The 21700-nt window shown below is 70.6% G+C and carries 14 protein-coding genes and 1 tRNA gene; 7 read left to right on the forward strand and 8 right to left on the reverse strand.

Going from position 1 to position 21700, the window contains the following annotated elements:
* The coding region (locus VNE60_03255) for a hypothetical protein (GenBank protein HVB30526.1) at positions 1-678 on the forward strand (678 nt) is incomplete at its 5' end.
* A gap of 16 nt (positions 679-694) precedes the next feature.
* On the opposite strand, the gene VNE60_03260 is transcribed toward VNE60_03255, so the two are convergent.
* The 5 genes from VNE60_03260 to VNE60_03280 all read right to left on the reverse strand — a co-directional run bounded on the left by VNE60_03260 (position 695) and on the right by VNE60_03280 (position 8175).
* Positions 695-1465, reverse strand: a complete 771-nt coding sequence (locus VNE60_03260) for a rhomboid family intramembrane serine protease (GenBank protein HVB30527.1) — start codon at positions 1463-1465, stop codon at positions 695-697.
* 145 nt (positions 1466-1610) lie between these two features.
* Positions 1611-2309 (reverse strand): hypothetical protein, encoded by a 699-nt coding sequence (locus VNE60_03265; GenBank protein HVB30528.1) that lies wholly within the window; start codon positions 2307-2309, stop codon positions 1611-1613.
* Between the two features lie 297 nt (positions 2310-2606).
* On the reverse strand, positions 2607-3671 hold the full coding sequence (locus VNE60_03270; GenBank protein ID HVB30529.1) for a HoxN/HupN/NixA family nickel/cobalt transporter: 1065 nt from the start codon (positions 3669-3671) through the stop codon (positions 2607-2609).
* A gap of 22 nt (positions 3672-3693) precedes the next feature.
* Positions 3694-5982, reverse strand: coding sequence for a S9 family peptidase (locus VNE60_03275; GenBank protein ID HVB30530.1), 2289 nt, complete (start codon positions 5980-5982; stop codon positions 3694-3696).
* Between the two features lie 9 nt (positions 5983-5991).
* The gene (locus VNE60_03280) at positions 5992-8175 is read right to left on the reverse strand and encodes a hypothetical protein (GenBank protein ID HVB30531.1); all 2184 of its coding nucleotides are present in this window, start codon (positions 8173-8175) and stop codon (positions 5992-5994) included.
* 396 nt (positions 8176-8571) lie between these two features.
* Between VNE60_03280 and VNE60_03285 the strand changes: the two genes are divergently transcribed.
* Positions 8572-10941, forward strand: coding sequence for a zinc-dependent metalloprotease (locus VNE60_03285; protein ID HVB30532.1), 2370 nt, complete (start codon positions 8572-8574; stop codon positions 10939-10941).
* A gap of 75 nt (positions 10942-11016) precedes the next feature.
* Here VNE60_03285 and VNE60_03290 read toward each other — a convergent pair whose 3' ends face one another.
* Positions 11017-11241 (reverse strand): hypothetical protein, encoded by a 225-nt coding sequence (locus VNE60_03290; GenBank protein ID HVB30533.1) that lies wholly within the window; start codon positions 11239-11241, stop codon positions 11017-11019.
* 315 nt (positions 11242-11556) lie between these two features.
* Between VNE60_03290 and VNE60_03295 the strand changes: the two genes are divergently transcribed.
* The 5 genes from VNE60_03295 to VNE60_03315 all read left to right on the forward strand — a co-directional run bounded on the left by VNE60_03295 (position 11557) and on the right by VNE60_03315 (position 17484).
* On the forward strand, positions 11557-13485 hold the full coding sequence (locus VNE60_03295; protein ID HVB30534.1) for a CocE/NonD family hydrolase: 1929 nt from the start codon (positions 11557-11559) through the stop codon (positions 13483-13485).
* Between the two features lie 238 nt (positions 13486-13723).
* Positions 13724-13796: transfer RNA gene (locus tag VNE60_03300), tRNA-Asn, on the forward strand.
* Positions 13797-13806: 10 nt separating this feature from the next.
* A complete protein-coding gene (serA, locus tag VNE60_03305; protein ID HVB30535.1) occupies positions 13807-15444 on the forward strand; it encodes a phosphoglycerate dehydrogenase in 1638 nt (545 codons plus the stop codon).
* Between the two features lie 4 nt (positions 15445-15448).
* On the forward strand, positions 15449-16819 hold the full coding sequence (locus VNE60_03310; GenBank protein ID HVB30536.1) for an FAD-binding oxidoreductase: 1371 nt from the start codon (positions 15449-15451) through the stop codon (positions 16817-16819).
* On the forward strand, positions 16816-17484 hold the full coding sequence (locus VNE60_03315; protein HVB30537.1) for an HAD-IB family phosphatase: 669 nt from the start codon (positions 16816-16818) through the stop codon (positions 17482-17484). Before VNE60_03310 ends, VNE60_03315 begins: the two co-directional genes overlap by 4 nt.
* A gap of 13 nt (positions 17485-17497) precedes the next feature.
* Here VNE60_03315 and VNE60_03320 read toward each other — a convergent pair whose 3' ends face one another.
* On the reverse strand, positions 17498-20254 hold the full coding sequence (locus tag VNE60_03320; GenBank protein ID HVB30538.1) for a GH116 family glycosyl hydrolase: 2757 nt from the start codon (positions 20252-20254) through the stop codon (positions 17498-17500).
* A gap of 71 nt (positions 20255-20325) precedes the next feature.
* Positions 20326-21700, reverse strand: a 1375-nt coding sequence (locus tag VNE60_03325; GenBank protein ID HVB30539.1) for a glycosyltransferase family 39 protein, incomplete at its 5' end; no start/stop codon positions are given.

The following is a 21700-nucleotide window of genomic DNA, read 5'->3' on the forward strand; positions in this document are numbered from 1 at the left end:
CCCCTGCCCACATTCCGCTTCACTTCGTTCGGCGCGCCCGCGCGCCGGCTCGCCGCGCTCGCCCTGGTGCTGGCCGCGTCCCACGCCGCGGCGCAGGATGCCCCGTCGCTCACCGAGTGGCGGTCCTACCTGCGCGCTTCCGTGCCGTTGACCGGTCCATGGTCCGCCGACGTCCACCTCACGGAATACGGCAACAACCAGCGGCAGGCGCTGGACGAGGTGAAGACGGGCGCCGGCATCGGATACGCCGTGGGCGCGTGGCGCCTGTCGTCGGGATATGAGCACGTGGTGGTGCCCGGACCCGGGCCGCGCCGCACCGAAGAGCGCGTGCTGCTCGCAGCCACGGCCACCCATCGGTTCGCGGACTGGCTCACGGCCCGCGACCTGCAGGAGACGGAAGTGCGCGACATGTACACCGCCTGGACGTCGCGGTGGATCAATCAGGTGCGCGCCGACGTGGGCGGGGCGGCGATTCCGTTCGTCACGCCGTGGGTGGGCCGCGAGTGGGCGTACGACGCCCGCCTCGGCGAGGTGAACAAATCGATGTGGCTGTACGGACTGCGGCTGCGCACGCGCGCGCCGGTCCAGACCGAGGTGTTCTTCTACGATGAATACGACACCGCGCGGGCGGTGCACCGCCTGAGCGCGGTGGCGCTGAGCCTCTCGTACAGCCGCTGACCGCGCGGCCGGGCCGTCACGACACTGGGGGCACCCGGTCGTCGGGCGGCACGAAGTTCGACAGGAACACGCGCTCGTCGACGGTGAGACTCGCGATGCCCGACGCGCTGATCTTGTCGAGGATCCGGTTCACCTCGTCGCGATTGATCTCGTGGATGGTCGACGGATCCACCTTGTGCCAGTTGAGCACGCGGGCGGTGGGCACGCGCGGCACGGCCTGGGCGCGGAAGCGGTTGGTGCCGCGCCGCTTGTCGAGCCACCAGAGATACAGGAACGCGCCGGCGAAGCCGCCCAGGTGCGCGAAGTCCGCCACCCCGCCGCGCGAGCCCTGCAGCCCGCTGTACAGCGAGAACATGGTGGCGATGATCACCAGCCATCGCGCCTGGATGGGGATCACGCCCCAGATGTAGATGAGGTCGCGCGGCCAGTAGCGCGCGAACGCCAGCATGACGCCGAACACCGCCGCCGACGCGCCGATGATCGCCGCCGACGGCGCGAGCGCCGACGACAGCAGCGCGCCCGAGATGCCGCTCAGGAAGTAGAGCGAGATGAACCGGTTCGACCCCAGCCGCTGTTCCACGCGCGGCCCGAAGAAGAACAGCGCGATCATGTTGAAGATGATGTGCATCCAGCCGCCGTGCAGGAACATGTACGTGACGACGGTCCACGGGCGCACGAGGATCAGCGACGGGACGAAGGCGAACGCGTCCGTCACCGAGGGCACGGTGAGCTGCACGAAGAAAACCACGAAGTTGGCGGCGAGCAGCCGCCGGACCCATGGGGTCACGGCATGTCCTCCACGCGCGATCGGCGAGGATGAAGGGCGGATGGCACGATCCGCCTCGAAGATAACCCGATGCCGCGGCGATGTGGATGCCGGGCGCACCGCCGCCGGGCGCCCCCGGCGACGGCCGCTGCGAACCGCCGGTGGACTAGAACCCGAAGTTGAGCCCCGCCGAGAACGTCACGTCGTTTCTCGTCTGCGAGGTGGCGAGTTGATCGTACAGCCCCTTGTACTGCGACATGTAGTCGCGCAGCTCGAAGCGGAACCCCAGCCGCGAGTTGTTGCGCACGACGTCCGTGCCCAGCCCGGCGTACCCCATCATGTCGGTGGCGCCCGATTTGCCGACGAGCGTCTCGGCGATCGCCGGATGCCGGTACCTGTACTGACGGCTGCCCAGTCCGGCGCCCACGAACGGATGCATGCTCCAGCTGTCGGACGCCGCCGGGCCGTTCAGATCGCCCAGCCGCGCCTGCACGCCCACGTCCTCCTGGCGCACGTCCAGACGCTGTTCGTCGCCGGTGTAGAGCTTGTTGGTCGGATTCAGCGTGGACTTGTCGGCCGACGGCGACCACGCGTAGGTCCCGACCAGTGACCACCGCGGCGAGATCGACCACTGGGCCTGGCCGCCCGTCATCACCGCGTTGATGAGTTGGTCGCGCTGCCCGCCGGTGGGGATATAGGCCCCCACGAAGGGGCGGATGTCGAACGGCCGCGCGCCGCCGCCCATGGATTGCGCGCCCGCCGGATGGGCGGTGACCGTGATCGCGATCGCGACGGCACCGAGCCCCGCGAGCGCCGCCCGCGCGCCCCGCCGGCGCACGGAGTGCTTGGAATGACACACAGACATGGTGGTACGCCTCCCGGAGCAGAAGCTCCGCTCGATGGTCTGGATGCGCAGGCCGTGCCGCGCGCGCGCGACGCCTGAGCGTCGCCGCGCGCTGCACGTTGGGCCGTGACGTTGGGAGTGCAGGGGGACTCACCGCATGCCGGTCCGCCTCGCGTCTGCGCACACCGCGAGGCTGTCAAGCGCATGATGTACACACGAACGCCGGCCGGGTGCCCGCTCGCTGCGGCCGCGATGCGCGGGTTTGCAAATTCTTTGCCGGGCGCTAGACCGCGGCCTGCGGCACGCCGCCCGCTGCCGCTACTCCAGCAGCGTCGGCGCCTCGTGCCGGTCGTAGCCTTTGAGCCGGTACACCGCCGCCGATGCGATCCAGCTGGCCACGAACACGCCGATGATCAGGTAGCCGATGCTCCCGAAGTTGCCGTTGAGGCGCGCCACGGCGCGCCAGAACCAGCCCTGGAGCTGCCACTTGTCGCCCACCAGGCCCAACGCCTCGATGCCACCCACGAGCAACGCCACGATCACCGACACGAAGGTGATCGTCATGTTGTAGTAGAGCTTGCGCATGGGCCGCGCGAACGCCCATCCGTAGGCCCCCAGCATCAGCACGCTGTCGGTGGTGTCCACCAGCGACATCCCGGCGGTGAACAGCATCGGGAACACGAGGATGGTCCAGATGGACATCCCCCGGGCGGCCCCGGCGGCCGAGATCCCGAGCAGGCCGATCTCGGTGGCGGTGTCGAACCCGAGGCCGAACAGCAGCCCGAGCGGGTACATGTGCCAGCTCTCGCGAATCATCGCGAACAGCGGACGGAAGATCCGCGCCAGGAACCCGTTGCCGGCCATGAGCGCGTTCAGATCCTCCTCCACGTACGCGCCGCCGCGCCGCACGCGGTGGAAGGTGCGGTAGATCGCGACGAGGATGAACAGGTTCATGATCGCGATCACGAGCAGGAATACCGCCGAGACGATCGTCCCGATCATCGCGCCCACGGTGTGGAACGACTCGACCCGCGTGCTCAACGCCATCGCCGTGGCGGCGATGGCCACCGAGGCGAGCACGACGACCGTGGAATGGCCGAGCGAGAAGAAGAGGCCGATCGCCACCGGGCGCTTGCCCTCGTGCATCAGCTTGCGCGTGACGTTGTCGATGGCCGCGATGTGGTCGGCGTCGATGGCGTGCCGCAGCCCCAGCCCGTAGGCGAGGAGCGCCGTGCCCAGGAGGAGCGGATAGTGGCGGAACGCCACCAGCGCCCAGCCCCACGCGCCCAGATTGGCCGCCAGCAGCCCCGCGTACAGCGCGATCACGCGGCGGCGCAGATCGGACGGATGCTCTGGCGCGATGGCGTGCGGGGGGACGGACATCGTCGGGAGTCCTGCCGCCGGCCTAGCGGGCCGGCGGCATGTTGGTCAACAGGTATCGCGTGAGCGTGGAATACAGTTGGAGGGTGGTGCCCGCCCCCTCGCAGATGCAGTGCGTGCGGTTGGGGTAGATCATCAGGTCGAACTGCTTGTCGAGCGCGACGAGGCGGTTGATGAGCCGCGCCGTCCCCTGCCAGTGTACGTTGTCGTCGCCGGTGCCGTGCACGATCAGGAGCTTGCCCTCGAGTCCCGCGGCGAAGTTGATCGGCGATCCCGTGCGGTACCCCTCGGGGTTCTGCTCGGGCGTGCCCATGTAGCGTTCCTGATAGATGGTGTCGTACAGCCGCTGGTCGGCCACCGGCGCCACCGCCATGCCCAGCCTGTACACGTCGGGATAGCGGAACATGGCGTTGAGCGTGCTCGACCCGCCGCCGCTCCATCCCCAGATCGCCACGTGCGTGCTGTCGGCGTACGGTCGCGACCGCGCGAAGGCGCGCACCGCATCGGCCTGCTCGCGGCTGGAGAGCGGTCCGATGGACCCGTAGATCACCTTGCGCCAGGCCCGGCCCTTGGGGGCCGGCGTGCCGCGATTGTCGAAGCTCACCACGAGGTAGCCCTGGTCGGCCAGCATCTGGTGCCAGAGCATGCCGCTCCCGCTCCACCGGTCGAGCACCGTCTGCGCGGCCGGCTCCCCGTACACGTTCACGAGGATCGGGTAGTGCTTGGACGGGTCGAAGTCGCTGGGGCGGATCATGTAGCCATCCAGCGTCGCGCCGTCGCTCACCGTCACCTGGAAGAACTCCGCCGGGTGGCGGATGGCCCGGGCGGCGGCGGCGCGCAACCGGTCGTTGGCCACGAGCGTGCGCACCGTGGCGTACCGCGGGAACCGCACGAGGTCGGTCACCGGCGGCGTGTCGAACGTCGAATAGACGTGGAACGCCCAGTGCGCGTTGGGCGAGAAGTCGTACGCGTGCGTGCCCGGCTCGCCGGCCGGCGTCACGCGCTGCGGCGGCCCGGGATCCCTGAGCGACACCCGGTACAGGTAGCGCTGCGTGGCGTTCTCCGGCGACGCGATCACGTACAGCCACCCGTCAGCCTGGTCCACCGCGGCCACGCGCTCCACGTCGTACGCGCCGGGCGTGAGCAGCCGCACCACGCGTCCGTCGCGCGAGACGTCGTACACGTGCCGCCACCCGTCGCGCTCGCTCACCCAGAGGAACGACCGGCCGCCGTTCATCCACGGCACGTCGTCCACGAGGTCCACCCAGGCGCTGTCCGTCTCCGTGAACACCGGATGCGGCGCGCCGGTGCGGGCGTCGGCGAGGATCACCTGATCGCGGTTCTGGGCGCGATTCATGTACTGCAACATCACCTGATCGGAGCCCGCCCACTCCATCCACGGGATGTAGTTGTCGCGCGGATTCCCCGCGAGGCGCACCCACGTGACCTTGCCGCCCGCGGCCGGCACCACGCCCACCCGCACCGCCGAGTTGGTGGTTCCGGCTTTGGGATACTGCACGGGCACCGTGAACGGATACAGCGAGTCGGTCTCGTCGAGGAGCAGGAAGTCGCGAATGCCGGCCATGTCGAACTGCCAGAACGCGATGTCGCGGCCGTCGGGCGACCAGCGGAAGCCGTCTCGCAGGCTGAACTCCTCCTCGTACACCCAGTCGCTCATCCCATTGACGAGCGTGTGCGACGCATCGCGCGTGAGGCGCGTGATCGGGCCGCCATCGGACGGCTGCACGTACAGGTCGCCGTACAGCACGTACGCCACCCGCGAGCCGTCGGGCGAGAACTTGGCGAACATCAATCGCGACTCCGGCACCTTGGCGCCGCCCACCTGGTGCAGCGCGTGCGTGCCGAGGTCGAGCACCCAGTAGTCGCCGCGGGTGTTCTCCCGCCACACGCGCCGCGTGTTCGTGAAGATGAGCAGTCGCTTGCCGTCGGCCGAGAAGGAATAGTCCTGCGGGATGAGCGGCTCGCGGCGCCCCGCGGGCACGAGCTCCCGCGCCGGCACCTTCACCGTGCGCGCCCCGGTCGCGGCGTCGTACTCGACCAGATCGTAGCCGCCCGCGTCGGGCGACGGTTCGAGCGTGAGGTAGCTGTTCCCGCCGTCGGCCCAGCGCGCCGGACCGAAGCGGTCGCTGGCGTACGTGCCCGAGGCGAAGAGGGTGTGCAGCGCCGAATCGACGGGTGCGGGAATCTGGGCGGCGGCGCTCGCGGCACCCACCGCCGTGAGCACGGCGGCCAGCGCGAGCGTGAACCGGCCGGCCGCGGTCCTCGAGCCGGCAAGGCGTGAGGTGAGCATCATGCGGGTAAGCTAGAACGCGCGCCCGAACCCGGCCACCGCGCGCCAGGGCGCGGCATGGTCCACGGGGCGCGCCAGCCCCACGTGGAACGCGTCCGAGAAAAACGTGAGCCCTATGCCCACGCTCGCCCGCACGCCCCCGGTGGCCTCCGACACGGGCGTCGCGCTCCATCCCGCGCCCAGCGCATCCACTGCCGTGCGCGCCGCGGCGGACGAGATGCCGGCCCATCCGCCCTCGGCCCCGATCGCGATCCCGGGCGCGAGCCCCGGAATGGAATACGCGCGCCACACGCGATGCGGCGTGCGCCAGATCGGGAATCCGTACGACGCGAAACTCCCGAACAGCATCGCGCGGTCGCCCGCGAATTGCTTGTACGAGTACCCGGACACCGTGCCCATGCCACCCAGCTCGAACAGTTGCTGCGGCGGCAGGACCCGGGCCGCCACCACGCCGCCCGCCGCGCTGGCCGTGAGCGTGACCGGCCCCCAGTACTGGCGCGTCGCCAGCGACAGCACGGCGCGCTGCCAGGCGAGTCCGCCCGACGCCGCCTCGTAGTGCAGCGAAGCCCCCACGCCCGCCTTCACCGACCCCGGCCCCACGTCCGGATGCAGCGTGGCGTCCGCCGTCACCAGCCCGTAGCCCCCGTCGAGCGAGTTGCGATTGGGGCGGAACGGCGCGCCGCCGCCGAAGGCCCCATGCACGAGCCGCGTGCGCTCGCTGCGATCGTCGCCGGCACCCAACTGCAGCGTGACCAGCGCGCGGTCGGCGGAGCCGAACACGCGCGTGGCCGACAGCAGCGCGCGCCGGCGGTCCACGTAGTCGGCGTTGTCCACCGAACCGAACGCCGCGCTGAGATCGGGATTGCCGGCCGCCGACTCGCCGCCAAAATCGTTGGTCGACGCCAGCATGCGCTCGGCCCGCACGCCGGTGATCCACGGCGGGCGCGAGAGCGCCAGGCCGGCGCCGCCGCGCGGCGTCCGCTCCGTCCACGCCCAACCGCCGAACGCCTGCGCCGTGAGACCGGGCGCGAGGCTGCGGAAGCGCAGCGTCGTGGCCACGCCGGTGTACAGCCCCTCCACGCGATTGTACCGCACGATGTCGCTCGGCCGGCGCGGCACCAGGTCCAGTCGCGGCGGTCCCGCCCTGCGCCAGGCATCGGGCGCCAGGTCGTTGAAGTCGGCCGCGTTCACGCTCGCCGTCGCCACGCCCAGTTGCCGCGCCCATCCGTGATAGCTGTCGAGGCTGTCGGACGGCGCCCACGTGACGCGGCGCACCAGCCGCTCCGGCGATCCCCGTCCGCCGGCCGCGACGGCGGCGCCGCTGTCGTCCACGGCGTAGTCGCGGAAGTGCGACAGCAGGCGGAACACGGCGCGGCCGGCGCCGAGCACGGGGACGTTCGCCTCCAACTCGGTGCGCTGGAACGCCGGCAGCCAGTACCTGCCGTCCACCTCCTCGTTCACGAATTCCACGAACGCCACGCCCACCACGCCGGACAACCGGGCCCAGAGCGGCCGTCCCCCGTGCGGCGTGCCCTCGACCACCATCCGCCCGCGCATCCGCACGATCTCGCCGCGCGTCGCGTCCAGATAGAGCTCGCCGTCGAACAGCACGAGCCGCGTGCTGTCTTCCGGCATCGGCTGCACGATGATGCGCACCACGGGAATCGCCCTCGTGGGCGTGTGCAGCACGGTCACCGTGTCGCCGCCGGAGAATCGATAGAACCGGTCGCGGTCGGCGGCCAGCGGATGCACGGCCACCATCGTGTCGGGCCGGCCGCCCGCGGCGCGCACCGGATCGGCGCCGAGCGACAGCCGGTCGCCGTAGAGCGTGGGCACCGTCCAGGCGCGGACCACCGAGAGCATCGAGAACGGCGCCCCCAGACTCTGCGTGCGATACCCTTCCACGTGCAGGTCGTACTCGCCGTCACGCATCCACGACGCGTCGGCGTCCAGCTGCTCCACCTGCGAACTCAACTCGCGGCCCAGCGTGTCGTGGCTGACCAGGGCGAACTCCGATTCGACGCGGGCGCGATAGCCGCGCAGCGACGGCGGCGGCTGCCGGTTGGCGGCGGCCGCCCGCGTGACCAGATCGCGCACCGCGGGCGACGAATACGTGGGCGCGGCCGCCGGATGCGTGGGCACCGGCGTCGAGGGCTGGGCAATGGCGAACTGGGCGGCGGCGAGAAGCGCGAGCATGCCAGGGGCGCGGGGTGAATGCGACGGAGGCGGCCGGCGGCGCGGCCGCGCCTCCCCGCCGTAGGGTACCCGGTTCGGGCCCTTTTCGCACCCGACCTGTCGGGCCCCTGGTACGCCCTCCATGTTTGCGTCGATCCCTCGGCGCGCGGTCCTCCCCGGTCGCCCGCCGTCAGCCTCAGCGTCCAACCTCCCCTGCCCATGTCACATCGACTCGCAAGCCTCATCGCAGCGGCCTGCCTGGCGGGCTGCGCCTCGTCCTCGACGCCCGCCGCCGCCCCGCCAACACCAACCCCGGCACCGGCAGCGGCCGCCGCGGAAACCTCGGGCCCGGCCTTCGGTGGGCGCGGCGGGCGCGGCGGCGCGCCGCAAGCCGCGGCGCCCCTGCCCTACCGGCGCGTGATCACCGCCGAAGCCAAGACGGAGCGCGGCCTGTTCATCACGCATCGCGTGGGCGACAAGCTGTTCTTTGAAATTCCGACGCACCAACTGGACAAGGACCTGCTCATCGTCGGCCGCTTTGCCCGCGCGGCCGCGCCCGAGCCGCAGGGTCGCGCCGGCGCCGGCGGCGGCGGGTTCGGCGACTACGGCGGCGATGAATTCATGGAACGCACGCTGCGCTGGGACCGCGTGGGCGACCACATCGTGCTGCGCTCGCCCTCGTTCAACATCACGGCCGACAGCACCCAGTCGGTGTACCGGTCGGTGGAGTCGTCCAACTTCGCGCCGATCATCGCGATGTTCCCGATCGAGACCTGGGGGCCGGACAGCGCTCCCGTGATCGACGTGACGCGGCTGTTCACGACGAGCATCCCGGAGATCGCCGCCATCCGCGGCACGATCGACGCCACCCGCTCGTACGTCGAGCGCGTGGTGGCGTTCCCCGACAACGTCGAGATCCAGGCGGCGCAGACCGGCGTGCCCGCGCCCGCGGGCGGGCGCGGCGCGGCGCCGGCGGGCGGCCGTGGCGGCGCCCAGATGGCGCAGAGCGTGCTCGCCCACTGGAGCATGATCAAGCTGCCCGACGATCCGATGCCGGTGCGGTATGCCGACCAGCGCATGGGATTCTTCACCACGCGCACGGTGGACTTTGGCAGCCCGCAGCAGGTGGCCGTGCCCCGCGCGTTCATCACGCGGTGGCGGCTGGAGTGCTCCGATCGGATGGATGGCAATCTCTGCTATCCCAAGCAGCCGATCGTCTACTACGTGGATCCGGGCACGCCCGACAAATGGAAGCCGTGGATCAAGAAGGCGATCGAGAGCTGGCAGCCCGCGTTCGAGGCCGCCGGGTTCAAGGACGCGATCATCGCCAAGGATCCGCCCGCCAACGATCCGAGCTGGTCCATGGAGGACATCCGCCACACCGTGATCCGGTGGCTGCCGTCCACGATCGAGAATTCGGTGGGGCCGCACGTGAGCGATCCGCGCACCGGCGAGATCCTCAATGGCTCGCCGCGCATCTTCCACAACCTGATCGAGCTCATGCAGTACTGGTACTTCTCCCAGGCGGCGCAGGTCGATCCCCGCGCCCGCCAGATCCCGATGCCCGACTCGCTGATGGGACGGCTGCTCGAATTCGGCGTCGCCCACGAGATCGGCCACACGATCGGCCTGCAGCACGACCAGGTCGGCAGCTCCGAGTATCCGCCCGACAGCGTACGGAGCCCGACGTGGGTGGAGAAGATGGGCTCGAGCCCGAGCATCATGGACTATTCGCGGTTCAACTACGTGGCGCAGCCCGAGGATCACATCCCACTCTGGACGCTCGTGCCGCGCATCGGCCCCTGGGACAAGTACACGATCGGCTGGGGCTATCGCCCCATCCCCGGCGCCACCACGCCGCAGGAGGAGCGGCCGACGCTCGAGAAGTGGATCGCCGTGCAGGACACGGTCCCCTGGCTGCGCTTCTCCGTGAACAACGAGTTCGGGCAGTTCGGCACGCAGAGTGAAGCCGTGGCCGATGCCGATCCCACCTGGGCCACCGGTCTCGGATTCCGGAACATCGCCCGCGTGATGAACTACGTGGCCAGCGCCGGCACGCGTCCCATGGACGACAACACGTTGCTCCAGAACCTGTACGACCGCGTGGTGGGCCAGTGGACCACGGAGGCGGCGCACACCACCAACGTGATCGGGGGCGGCACCGTCTGGTACAAGTCGGGCAGCCAGCCCGGCCCGGTGTACGTGGCGCTTCCGCGCGCCAAGCAGGCGGCGGCGGTGCACTTCCTGAACGACAGCGTGTTCAAGACCCCGCAGTATCTGATCCGCCCGGACATCGCCGCCCGCATCGAGCCCGAAGGCATGGTGGCCCGCATCGGCAACGCGCAGAACCGGGTGCTCACGTCGCTGCTCAACGACGGACGGATGAACCGGCTGCTGGAGATGCAGGCGCTGGCCAAGCAACCGGCCGATGCCTATCCGCTCCCGAACTTCCTCGACGACGTGCGTCGCGGCATCTGGAGCGAACTCTCCGCGGCGCATCCCGTGATCGACATCTACCGGCGCACGCTGCAGAACAATTATCTCACGCTGATCGGCCGCAAGCTCAACCCGCCGGTCGAAGCGGCGGCGGGCGGCGGGCGCGGCGGGTTTGCCGGCTTCGGCGCCGAACCGTTGTCCGACGACGCCAAGTCGGAGTTGCGCGGCGAACTGGCCGCGCTGCAGGCCGACATCCGGAAGGCCATTCCCCAGACGGTGGATCGCGAGACGCTCTGGCACCTGCAGGGCGCGGATCACACCATCGGCGACATCCTCAACCCCAAGAAGTAGCCCGCGAGGAGGGCAGATGCAGAACGGGGCCGCGCGATGCGCGGCCCCGTTCTGCGTTGGTGGACGTTCCCTCGATCACGCTTTGCGAATACTCGGGCTCCGGCCCGCGCCGGCCGCGTGGGTGATCGGTCCGGTGACGTACCGCCCGACCGTGTGACCGAGATGCTGGCGCCAGCGATCGCGCCACATCCGGTAGAGCGCCCATCCGACCACGGCGAGATCGAACAGCAGCGTGGCCAGCAACAGCGTGATGGGGATAGCCATCCCCGCGAGTACGACGATCATGGCAACGGCGCCCATCTTCTCCTCCCGCCGGCGATGGAGCGCTCGCGCGTCGCAACGGCAATCGCGCGGTGCTTCGATTCCGGCACAGTCCTGATATGAACTGGCCAATACGTATGCCTCAAGGTATCGATGCTCCCTCGGGCAGCCTAGCGCAGAACCCCTGATAGGTTCCCGGAAAATCCCTATTGCGCAAAACTGGTCGCTTTCCCGCATGGGGCCCCATGGCGGAAGAACAGATGATTTCTGCGCGATATGCCCCACTCGGCCCCCGCCGGTCCCCGCCGCCCCTCCCCCTGGCGGGCCTGCCGCGCCGCCCGCCATGTTCCCGCCATGCGACTCCTCCGCCCGCTCGCCGGCGCGGTGTGCCTGGCCCTCCTGTGCGCCGCCACCGCTACCGCCTCCGCCCAGCAGTCCGACGCGGATTTCATTCGCGCCAACTACACCAAATTCGAATACCGCATCCCGATGCGCGACGGCGTGAACCTATTCACGATCGTATACGTCCCCAAGGATGCCTCGCCCACGCACACCTATCCGATGGTCATGGAGCGCACCTGCTACTCCGTGGCGCCCTATGGCCCGGACGACTATCCCGCCCGGCTCGGCCCCGATCCCTTCATGATGCGCGACAAGTACATCTTCGTGTATCAGGACGTGCGCGGCCGGTACATGTCCGAGGGCACGTTCGTGAACGTGCGCCCCTTCATCCCCGATTCGATCAAGGCCCGCGACCACACCAAGGTGGACGAAGCATCGGACACCTACGACACGATCGACTGGCTGCTCCAGCATGTCGCCGACAACAACGGCCTCGTGGGCCAGTGGGGCATCTCGTATCCCGGCTTCTACACGACGATGGGCGCGCTGTCGGGACATCCGGCGCTCGTCGCCGCGTCGCCGCAGGCGCCGGTCACCAACTTCTACTTCGAAGATTTCCACCACAACGGCGCCCTCACGCAGGCGTACTTCTATACCTACCCGCTGTTCGGCATCCAGCATCCCGCGCCCACCACCGACGCCTGGTGGGCCCCGAGCATGGTGAAACAGGGGCTGCCCGACGACTACGACTTCCAGCTCGGACTGGGACCGCTCTCCACCACCACCAACCGCTACTACAAGAACAACTTCTTCTGGCAGGAAATCATCCACCATCCGGACTACGACGCGTTCTGGAAGGCGCGCGCCCTGGCTCCGTATCTCAACGGGCACATGCCCGCGATGCTCACCGTGGGTGGATGGTTCGACGCCGAGGACCTCTACGGGCCGCTCACCGTCTACAAGACCATCCAGGCCCACGATCCCAGGAACTTCAACGCCATCGTCGAGGGCCCGTTCCGCCACGGCGGGTGGTCGCGCACCGATGTCGTGCATACGGTGCACGGCGACATCTACTTCGGCGATTCCCTCGAGACCAGATTCCAGCGCGACGTCGAAGCGAAGTTCTTTCATCATTTCCTGAAGGATCGCGGCCAGGGTCCGGTGGGCCTCCCCAACGCGCTCATCTTCGATACCGGCGACAAGGCCTGGCGCTCGTACGACTCCTGGCCCGCGAAAACGGCCGTCAACCGCGAACTCTACTTCCAGGCCGACGGCAAGCTGTCGTTCGATCCGCCCAAGGGCGGCGGCGCCTACGACGAGTACGTGAGTGATCCCGCGCAGCCGGTGCCGAGCCGCTGCCGCATCCCCACCATTCAGGGGCTCACCATGTACCAGTACATGAGCGACGACCAGCGGTGCTTCGACAACCGCCGCGACGTGCTCACGTTCGAGACCGACAGCCTCGCCCAGGACGTCACGCTCGGCGGCGAGATGACGGCGCGCCTGTTCGTCAGCACGTCCGGCACCGACGCCGACTACGTGGTCAAGCTGATCGACGTCTATCCGATGGGCGAGCCCGACAGCCCGTACCGCCCCGACACCACGGTGCATTACGCCGGCTACCAGCAGCTCGTGCGCGGCGAGATCATGCGCGGCCGCTATCGCGATGGGTTCGACAAGCCCGAGCCGTTCGTGCCCGGCCGCGCCACACAGGTGCAGTTCCGCCTGCAGGACGTGCTCCACACGTTCAAGAAGGGACACCGGATCATGATCCAGGTGCAGAGCTCCTGGTTCCCGGCGTTCGATCGCAACCCGCAGCGCTACGTGCCGAACATCTACGACGCCAAGGCGAGCGACTTCGTGAAGGCCACGGAACGCGTATACCACACGCCGAGCCGCGCCAGCGGGCTGCAGGTGGAGGTCATCCCCGACGGCCGGTAGGCGCCGCCGACATTCGTCCGCTTGACACCCATCCGCATCCGTCGTATCCTCCCGTCCCACACATTCACCAACACCGATTCCAATGCCCGTGTCGCGCGCCTTCAGCAATTCCAATAATTGCCCCAATCGGGCCTCCAATCCGGGGTCTGGGTAGCGCGCGCGCACTGTTCATCGTTCGCAAGCGCCCGCCAGATCTCTCTCCGGCGGGCGCTTTTTTTGGGTACAGTCGTCGCATCGATGGGGCGTAGGTCAATTGGCAGACCGCCTGACTGTTAATCAGGAAGTTGGTGGTTCGAGTCCACCCGCCCCAGTTCCGTAGTATTGTTCAGCATCACCCCGATCAAGGCGATGCCGTTTCGTATTCTCGTCACTGACGAAGTCGACCCCGAAGGGATCGCGCTCCTCCGCGCGGCCCCTGAGCTCCAGGTGGACGTGATGCCCACGCTCCCCGAGCCGGAGTTGCTGGCGCGCATCGGCGAGTACGACGCGATCATCGGCCGCAGCGCCACCCGCATCTCCGAGCCGCTGCTCCGCGCCGGCCGGCGACTACGCGTGGTGGGGCGCGCCGGCGTGGGCGTGGACAACGTGGCCCTCGACACCGCCACCGCGCTCGGCGTGGCCGTCATCAACGCACCGGCCGGGAACACGGTGGCCGTTGCCGAGCTGTTCTTCGCGTCGCTCATCGGGCTGCTGCGCCACGTGCCGCGCGCCGACCAGTCCACGCGCGAGGGACGCTGGGAGCGCGCCCAACTGCTCGGCACCGAGATCAAGGGCAAGACACTCGGCATCGTGGGCGTGGGACGCATCGGCGGCGAGGTGGCCGCGCGGGCGCGCGCGTTCGGCATGACGGTGGTGGGCTACGACCCGTACATCGCCGGGGAGCGCTTCGACAGCCTGCACGTGCGGCGTTGCGCCACGCTCGACGCGCTGCTCGACGCCTGCGACGTGCTCACGGTGCATACGCCCCTCACCGACGAGACGCGCGGCATGATCGGGCCCGGGCAGATCGCGCGCCTCAAGCCCGGCGCCGTGGTGGCCAATCTCGCGCGCGGCGGCATCGTGGACGAGACGGCGCTGGCCGCCGCCCTCCACGCCGGCCATCTGCGCGGCGCCACGGTGGATGCCTACGTCAAGGAGCCGCTCAAGGGCGACCACCCGCTCCTGCACGCCCCCCACATCCTGCTCACGCCGCACATCGGCGCCAGCACCGCCGAGGCGCAGCGCAACGTGGCGGTGGACGTCTGCGCCGCCGTGCGCGACGCGCTGCTCAACAACGAATATTCACGCTCGCTCAACGTGGCCGAGGCGGGGGGCGACTGGCAGGCGCTGCAACCGGCCATGCTGCTCGTGCGCCGGGTGGCGGCGGTGGCGCGCGCGCTGCTCGCCGACCGGGGGGCCCGGGCCATCGCGTCGGTCACGGTGCGGCTGGGCGCCGAGCTGGCGCCGGGCCGCGGGCCGCTGCTGGCCGCCGCGGCGCTGGGCGCCCTCGAAGGCGTGGTCGAACGCGAGCGGCTGAACATCATCAACGCCCGCGCCGTGGCGCAGTCGCGCGGCATCGAACTCGTCTATGCCGAGGCCGGCGTGCCGCCGCACGCGCGGGCCGTCGAGGTGCGCCTGGCCGCCGACGGCCAGGACATCCGCGTGGGCGGCGTGGCCGCGCTCGACGCGCCGCCGCGGCTCACCCGCATCGGCGACTTCCACGTGGACGTGGCGCCGCGCGGCACGCTCCTCGTGCTCTCCAACCGCGACGTGCCCGGCGTCATCGGCCACGTGGGCACCGCCCTCGGCAACGCCGGCGTGAACATCGCCGAGTATCACCAGGCGCGGCTGGCCCAGGGCGCCGAGGCGCTGGCCGTGGTCTCGATCGACGGCGCGGTGAGCGACGAGGTGCGCCACGCCCTGCTCGCGCTCCCCGACGTGCACTCGGCCACCCTGGTGCGATTTGGCGGGGACGCGTGACCGCATGACCGCGAGCGGACTCGAGCACGACCGGTCCGTTCGCGAAGCGTACGCGCGCGATGCCTCGGGACTCCGGCGCGTACCGGAGGCCGTGGCGCGCCCCACGAGCGCCGCGGAAGTGGCGGAGACGGTGCGCCGCGCCGCGGGCGAGCGGATGTGCGTCACGGCGGCGGGCGCGCAGACCAGCACCACGGGCGCGTCGATTACCGACCGCGGTATCCTGCTCTCCACGCGCGCCATGGCGCGCGTGCTCGACCTGGACGAGAGCGCGCGCACCGTGCGCGTGGAGCCCGGCGTTTTGCTCGGCGACCTGCAGCGCGCGCTCGCGCCGCACGGACTGTTCTTCGCGCCCGATCCCACCAGCGATCAGGAGTGCACCGTGGGCGGCGCCGTGGCCTGCAATGCGTCGGGACCGCGCACGCTGCGCTACGGTCCCACGCGCGCCCATGTGCGCGCGCTCACCGTGGTGACGGCCGACGGCGCCACGGTCGAGGTGCGACGTCCGCTGGTGGAGAAGAACACCGCCGGACTCGTGCCGGTGCAGGATCCGGTGGACTGGTTCGTGGGGAGCGAGGGGACGCTCGGCATCGTCGTGGCCGCCGAACTGGCGCTGCTGGAGCGGCCGGCGCGTGACATCGGGCTCGCCATCCCGCTGCCCGACGAGGAACGCGCCCTGGCGTTCGTCGTCGCGGCCCGCGAGTCGCCCACGGTGCGGCCCCGGTGCCTGGAGTACTTCGACGTGGCATCGTTCGCCATCGCGCGCGGCGACGCCGACGCGCCGTCGTGGGCGCCGCAGGCCGGAGCCATGGTGTACACCGAGGAGACCACCGACGGCGGCGAGCCACCGCTCGACGCGTGGCTCGCGCTCGCCGAGGCATTCGGCGCCAACGCCGCCGACGTGCGCGTGTTCGACGGGGACGCCGCCATCCGCGAAGCCCGGCGGCTGCGGCACGCGGTGCCGGCCACGATGCACGAGCGCGTGGCGCCGTATCTCGCCGCCGGCGGGCGCCGCGTGTCCACCGACTGGGCCGTGCCGTATCGGCTTGCGGCGCGGGCCGTGGCCATGGCGCGCCGTCACGCGGGCGAGGCCGGCATCGCGCCGGGCATCGTGTACGGACATCTGGGCAACGGGCATCCGCACCAGAACTTCGTGGCCCGCAATCCCGACGAGGTGCGGGCCATGGAAGCCGTGGTCGAGCGCACCCTGCGCGAGGTGATCGCGATGGGCGGCACCGTGTCGGCCGAGCATGGGATCGGCAAGCTCAAGACGCGCTGGCTGCCCCTGCAGCTGTCGGCGATGCAGATGGGCGTGATGCGCGCCATCAAGCACGAACTCGATCCCACGGGGCTCTTCGCGCCGGGCAACATCCTGTGACCGCGCCCCTTCCACGATTCGCCTCGGTGGTGTTCGACGTCGACTCCACGCTCACCGGCATCGAGGGCGTGAACTGGCTGGCCGACCGGCGCGGGCCGGCGACCGCGGAGTTCGTGCACCGCCTCACGGACCAGGTGATGGCCGGCGCGTTGCCCATCGAGCAGGCGTACGCCGCGCGGCTGGAGCGCATCGCGCCCACACACGACGAGGTGCGCGCGCTGGGCGAGGCGTATCGCGACGCCGTGGCGCCCGACGCGCGGTCCGCGATCGGCGCGCTGCGCGGGGCGGGGGTGCGGCTCGTGGCCGTGAGCGGTGGGCTGGACGCGGCGGTGCGCCCGTTCTGCCTCGACCTGGGATTCGCCGACGCCGACGTGCACGCGGTGCGGGCGCAGTGGAACGCGCGGGGCGAGTACGTGGGGTTCGACCGCGAATCACCGCTCGTGACGCAGACCGGCAAGCCCACGGTGCTCCGCGCGCTGGCGCTGCCGCGGCCGATCCTCGCCGTGGGCGACGGCAGCACCGACGTCGAGATGAAGCGCGGCGGCGTGGCCGAGGCGTTCGCGGCGTACGTGGGGTTCGCGCGCCGCGCGCTCGTGGTGGCGGCGGCGGACTTCGTGGTGGAGTCGTTCGATCAGTTGACGGCGCTGGTGGCGTCCCAGCGATAGCCGTCGCGCTTCGCTACGGCCGCCGTCCGCTCATCGTCACCACCGCCGCCGTGTAACCGTCGGCATCGGCGCCCGCCATCGGGAACGTCACCTCGACCACTCGCTCCGCGCCCGCCCCACCCGCCGCCGTGACCGTTGCTCCCGTGCTGGCCGACGCCGCGAGCGTGCGCGCCGCCGTCACGCCGGGCGCCATCACGCGGAACGCGTACGTGCGCCCGGCGAGTCCCTCCAGCGACACCACGTAGTTGGCCCCCGCGTCCGACAGCCGCTCGCTCAACACGCGGGGGGCCCTGGAGCGATCGCCGATCGTGGGCGGCATCTCCGGCGGCACGATGCTCCATCCGCCGCTGTACGACACGCCCAGCGTTGCCGAATCCACCAGCGAGGCGCGCACGGTCGCGTGCACGTCGCCGAGCGTCTCGTCCACGGTCACGCCGGCGCCCGCGGCGCGCGCCCCCAGCGGCAGCGCCGGCGAGAAGATCAGCTCCACCGGCGTGCGATCTCCACTCCGGCGCACCGACAGCGTGATGCGCCCGCGGGCGCGCCGCACCACGAAGGACAGCGTGCTCCGTCCCACGGGCACGTGGTCCACCGCCACCGAATCCCAATCCGGCGGCAGGTGCGGCGCCAGCGTCACCCGCCCCGCCGGTACGTCCACGTCGATGCCGAGCAGCCCGCGGATGAGTGGCGTCAGCACCATGGACGTGGCGAAGAACTGCTGCGGCACCGCCGTGTCGAGCGGTTTGTACAACCGCCCCGAGATCACTTCGGGATTGCGCCCCCGCGATTCGGCGAACGTGGTGCGCGCGATCGCGTCGAGCGCGAACAGCCCGGCCGGCGCGTTGTGATACCGATACTCGGCCAGCGACACGAACCCCGTCACGAACGGCCACACGGCGCCGTTGTTGTAGTGCAGCGGGTCGAACAGCGCGCTCGTCGCGCTGAGCGGACGCGCCCCCCAATCGGTCATGATGCTCGACGACGCGAGGCGCGCGGCCATGTCGGCCCCGCGCGCGGCGTTGAACACGCCGAACGCCATCGCCGTGGCCGGCCATGCCGTGAGATTCGCGTTCACCGTGCCGTCCTGCAGCAGCGCGAACGCGTACTGCCGCAGCTTGGGCAGCCAGAGCGCCGATTCCATGGTGCGGATGGCCCTCGCGCGGATGGCCTGCGCGCTGTCGGCCAACGCGGGCTCGCCCATGGCCTGGGCCATGCGCGCGAACCGATCCAGCGACGCCACCCACACGCCGCTCATGTACACGTCGGAGAGGATGCCGATCTGCAGATCGCCCACCTCCAGGGCGCCCGCGCCGGCGGCGGGGTTCTCCATCAGCCCGTCGCCGTTGGTGTCGGTCTTGCGCGACCACTCGTATGCGCGCTTGAGGTTGGGCCACAGCTCGCGGACGAGCGCCGTGTCGCCCGTCTGCCGCCAGTACTCGCCAAAGGCCAGGATCCAGAACGGCGTGGTGTCGCCGTGATAGTACGGATACGGGTAGCTGAACCAGTCCACGTGCCCGGCGCCCTGCGAGATCTCGTGCGTGATCTTGCCGTCGGCGCGTTGGTACCGGGAGAAGAAGCGCAGCGCCCCCTGCCGCACGAGCGGCGCTTCGCCCACGCCGTCCATGGCAAAGGAGTTGATGGCCGCGTCGCCGCCAAAGAACCACCCGAATCCGGGCCGGTCGCTGGCCCCGCCCGACAGCCCGTAGCCCGCCACGAGGCCGCAGCCGAGGTCGGGATTGCAGACGTACGCCTCATCGAGATTCACCTTGGCGTACTCCACGGCCTTGTTCAGCAGCGTATCCGGCGAGCGCAGGGCGAACATCGTGGTGCGAATGGAATCCTCGTGCGCCACGCGGCGCTTCCACTCGCGCTCCGCGGCCCCCGGGGCGATCAGCTCCCGATAGAGCGCGAGCGCCGAGTCGTGCGGCATCTCGCCGCCGGCCAGCACGATGGGGATGTACGCCACGTGCAGGTTCACGTCGTGGCCCGGCGGCTCGCCCAGCCGCGGCGCCGTGTACCGGTCGGCGGCGCCGCCCACGCCGAGTACCAGTTCCGGCGGCGCGGCGGCGAGCATGTGCGCCGGCACGTCGGACGCCTGCGTCACGGCCGGCGACCCGAGAAAGGCGTTGATCCGCCGCTTGCCTTCGGAGAACAGGAACGCGCGCGCGTTCTGCTCCCAGATCAGATACTGCCCGCCCAGCCCCGCCGGCCAGGCATAGTGAATGTCGGGCGTGAACTGGGCGATGATGTCCAGCGGACGGATGGCGTCCACCTCGAGCAGGATGACCACGGCGGGTTTGTCGAGCGGCACGAACACGTGCTCGCGCACGGTGAACTGCTCGTACGCGTAGGTGATCGTGATCCCTTCGGGGCGCTCCTCCATCCACCGCGCCACGTCGCGCCCGTCGATCGGCTGCGTGTACTTGGGCACGCGGAACGACAGGTGAAAGTCGTGCAGCCACTTGATGGGCCACGACCACATCTCGAGTTGGCCGTCCTCGGTGCCCATGGCGATCGCGCGCCGGCCCACCGCCGACGCGAACACGCCGGGCCGCGCGTCGCCGCGGAGCGCGAGCGGCGAGTCACCCAGCGGGAACCACGGGATCGTCGTCGTCGCGGTGTCGAACACGGGCTCGGCCACGGCGGGCGGCGCGCCCGGGGCGCGGGGCGGCGGCTTGGGGTTCTGCGCCAGCGCGGGCGCGACCAGCAGCGAGACGGCGAGGAGCGCGGAGCCCAGCGCGGAACGCGAGCGCGCGAGAGAACGAGGCATGAGCAAAGGGGCGAGAGGATTTCGTTGCGGAATCTCACCCGTGGCCGCCGTCCTGTCGAGGCGCCTGCCGGTCAGGGCGGCAGCGGCGCGGGATACGGCGCGCGCATCCGCGTGGCCCGGTACACCGCCACCGTGAACGCCACGCGCCCCCAGCGCCGGATGGGCACCGTGCCCGCCGAATCCACCGCGGCAAAGTACGGGGCGTACTGCTGGCGGACGTTCCACGTGAGCCCGCCCGCCGGCACGCGCACCAGAATCAGCACATCGCGCCCGATGAACCGGGCCGGCGGATTCAGATAGTAGAAGTGCCGCGGGTCGCCGCTCAGACAGAGCACCGGCACGTCGGGCCCCATCGCATAGCCGATCTTGGCCGCCTCGATCCAGTGCGTGCCCGCCACCACCGGCCGGGCGTCCCCGAGCAGTCCGCGCGCCGCCAGCTCGGGGCGGAGGTCGCTCCAGTCGTATGCTTCGAGCGACGGGTCGCCGCGCGTGAACCACGCCGGCTCGGCGCGCGCCATCCACCCCGTGGCCACGTCGCTCGCCGCGATCGCGGTGAGCGCGACGAACGCGACCGCGGCCGCCACCAGCCCGCGCCGCAGCTGCACGCGCTCGCGCGAGCCCCGCAATTCGCGCCGCGCCGCGGCGTCGCCCACCAGCGGCAGCAGCAGCAGGTACCCAGGCGCCGGCCAGTGCGGCAATCCCGGATTCCCGCCCAGCGAGATGAGCGTGAACGCCACCACGGGGCCGGCGCCCAGACAGAGCAGCAGCCAGCGCGCCGCGTCGCGCGGCCCGGCGCGCAGCGCGCGATACGCCTGATATACCAGGGGCACCCAGATCCACGGCAGCAGGTATCCCGCCTGCCCCGCCAGGTTCTGCAGCAGCGACGTGAGATGGTTGCCGTGGGTGGGGATCGCGCGCCCACCCTGGAACCGGAACGACACCCAGCCGTGCTGCGCGTTCCAGAGCACCACCGGCGCGAAGAATGCCAGCGCGACGATCGCCGCCACGTACGGCTCGGGCCGCTTGAGCCACGCGCGCGCCTCCCTCCGCGTGATCACGAACGCCGTCGCGCCCAGCAGCAGGAACACACCGTGATACTTGGACAGCAGCGCGATCCCGGTGGCCAGGCCCGCGAGGAGCCACCAGCGCATGGCGTGCCTGGGGTTCGGCTCGAGCAGCACGTGCGTGAGCGCCAACGCGGCCGCCACCATGGCGCAGTCCAGCGGGCCGTCGGGCAGGATCCACCCGCCGGTGCTGAGGCTGTATACCGGCGCCAGATTGAGCAGCAGCGCGGCGAACATCCCTGCGCGCTCGCCGTACAGCCGCGCCGTGAGCTTCCACATCAGCCAGGTGGTGCCGGCAAAGGTGAGGATGAACGGCAGCCGCAGCAGCACCCGGTTCTCACTGTGCGCCAGCTTGGCCACCACGCTGGCCATCCAGAACGAG

The sequence above is a fragment of the Gemmatimonadaceae bacterium genome (genome assembly GCA_035533755.1).
In the GTDB taxonomy this organism is placed as follows: domain Bacteria; phylum Gemmatimonadota; class Gemmatimonadetes; order Gemmatimonadales; family Gemmatimonadaceae; genus JAGWRI01.

Bases quoted from the DNA above. Each gene is read 5' to 3' on its own strand.
- VNE60_03280 (HVB30531.1), bottom strand. From the start codon at position 8,175: ATGCTCGCGCTTCTCGCCGCCGCCCAGTTCGCCATTGCCCAGCCCTCG.
- VNE60_03290 (HVB30533.1), bottom strand. From the start codon at position 11,241: ATGGGCGCCGTTGCCATGATCGTCGTACTCGCGGGGATGGCTATCCCC.
- VNE60_03265 (HVB30528.1), bottom strand. From the start codon at position 2,309: ATGTCTGTGTGTCATTCCAAGCACTCCGTGCGCCGGCGGGGCGCGCGG.
- VNE60_03320 (HVB30538.1), bottom strand. From the start codon at position 20,254: ATGCCTCGTTCTCTCGCGCGCTCGCGTTCCGCGCTGGGCTCCGCGCTC.
- VNE60_03275 (HVB30530.1), bottom strand. From the start codon at position 5,982: ATGATGCTCACCTCACGCCTTGCCGGCTCGAGGACCGCGGCCGGCCGG.
- VNE60_03295 (HVB30534.1), top strand. From the start codon at position 11,557: ATGCGACTCCTCCGCCCGCTCGCCGGCGCGGTGTGCCTGGCCCTCCTG.
- VNE60_03270 (HVB30529.1), bottom strand. From the start codon at position 3,671: ATGTCCGTCCCCCCGCACGCCATCGCGCCAGAGCATCCGTCCGATCTG.
- VNE60_03310 (HVB30536.1), top strand. From the start codon at position 15,449: ATGACCGCGAGCGGACTCGAGCACGACCGGTCCGTTCGCGAAGCGTAC.